Origin of the sequence: Streptomyces sp. WM4235, assembly GCF_001279725.1 — a bacterium.
GTDB lineage: Bacteria > Actinomycetota > Actinomycetes > Streptomycetales > Streptomycetaceae > Streptomyces.
The window spans coordinates 1-1,069 of the sequence record NZ_LGDE01000199.1 but is presented as its reverse complement, the minus strand read 5'-3'; the positions used below and the strand labels follow the sequence as shown (position 1 = coordinate 1,069).

Annotated in this window: 1 protein-coding gene; it reads right to left on the bottom strand. The window is 63.9% G+C overall.

Features of this window, described 5'->3' with window-relative positions; all coding sequences use genetic code 11:
- The coding region (locus tag ADK55_RS15650) for a glutamate ABC transporter substrate-binding protein (protein ID WP_053679157.1) at positions 1–777 on the bottom strand (777 nt) is incomplete at its 3' end.
- Between the last annotated feature and the right edge of the window lie 292 nt (positions 778–1,069).

The following is a 1,069-nucleotide window of genomic DNA, read 5'->3' as shown; positions in this document are numbered from 1 at the left end:
CTTGTAGTTCGCGGGGCCGAAGTTCTTCTTCACGGCCGCGTCCCAGGAGCCGTCCGAGACCATCTTCGTCAGCGCGCTGTTGATCTTGCGCTGAAGGTCCGCGTTGCCCTTCTTGATGCCGATGCCGTAGTTCTCGTTGCTGAGGTTCAACCCGATCAGCTTGAACTTGCCCGCGTACTCCTTCCGGGCCCCGTACCCGGCCAGGATGGAGTTGTCGGTGGTCATGGCGTCGGCCTCGCGCGCCTGAAGGGCGACGACGCACTCCGAGTAGCTGCCGAGCTCCAGCAGGCTCGCCTTCGGGGCGAGGTTCTTCTTGACGTTCTCGGCGGAGGTCGAGCCGGTGACCGAACAGAGCTTCTTGGAGTTCAGGTCCTCGGCCTTGGTGATGCTGTTGTCGTCGGCCCGGACCATCAGGTCCTGGTGTGCGATGAAGTACGGGCCGGCGAAGTCGACCTTCTCCTTGCGCTTGTCGCTGATCGAGTAGCTCGCGGCGACGAACTGGACCTCGTTGTACTGGATCAGCAGTTCCCGGTCGGAGCTGAAGACCTGCTTGAACTCGATCTCGCTCGGCTTGTAGCCGAGCTCCTTCGCTTTGTACGTGGGGACGTCGACGTCGAAACCGGTGAAGGTGCCGTCGGGCTCGCGCATGCCGATCCCCGGCTGGTCGAACTTGATCCCGATGCCGATGGGCTCCTTGGGGTCGTCACCGCCACACCCGGAGGCGGTGACGGCGAGGGCGATCACTGCGGCGACCGCACCGGCCTTGGGAACCTTCATGCTGCACTCTTTCCTCGGGAACGCGGATCACGCGGGAACGGGGGTGAACGGTGTCGTGCGGAGTACCTGGGTCGGTACGGGGTGGCGGGGGAGCGGAGCCGGTAAGGGTCCGGGCACGCGCGGAACCGCGGGGTCGTCGCGCACGTGTATGAGGAAGCTAGGAAGGTGGCGGGCACACCGTCACTACATCTGAGGAAAACTTGAGGGTAACAATCCGGTTCGGCCAAAGATTTACCGGTCGATCCGGGGCGTAGCCGGACAAGGGGGATCGGCGTGGCGAACGGTTCGGTAA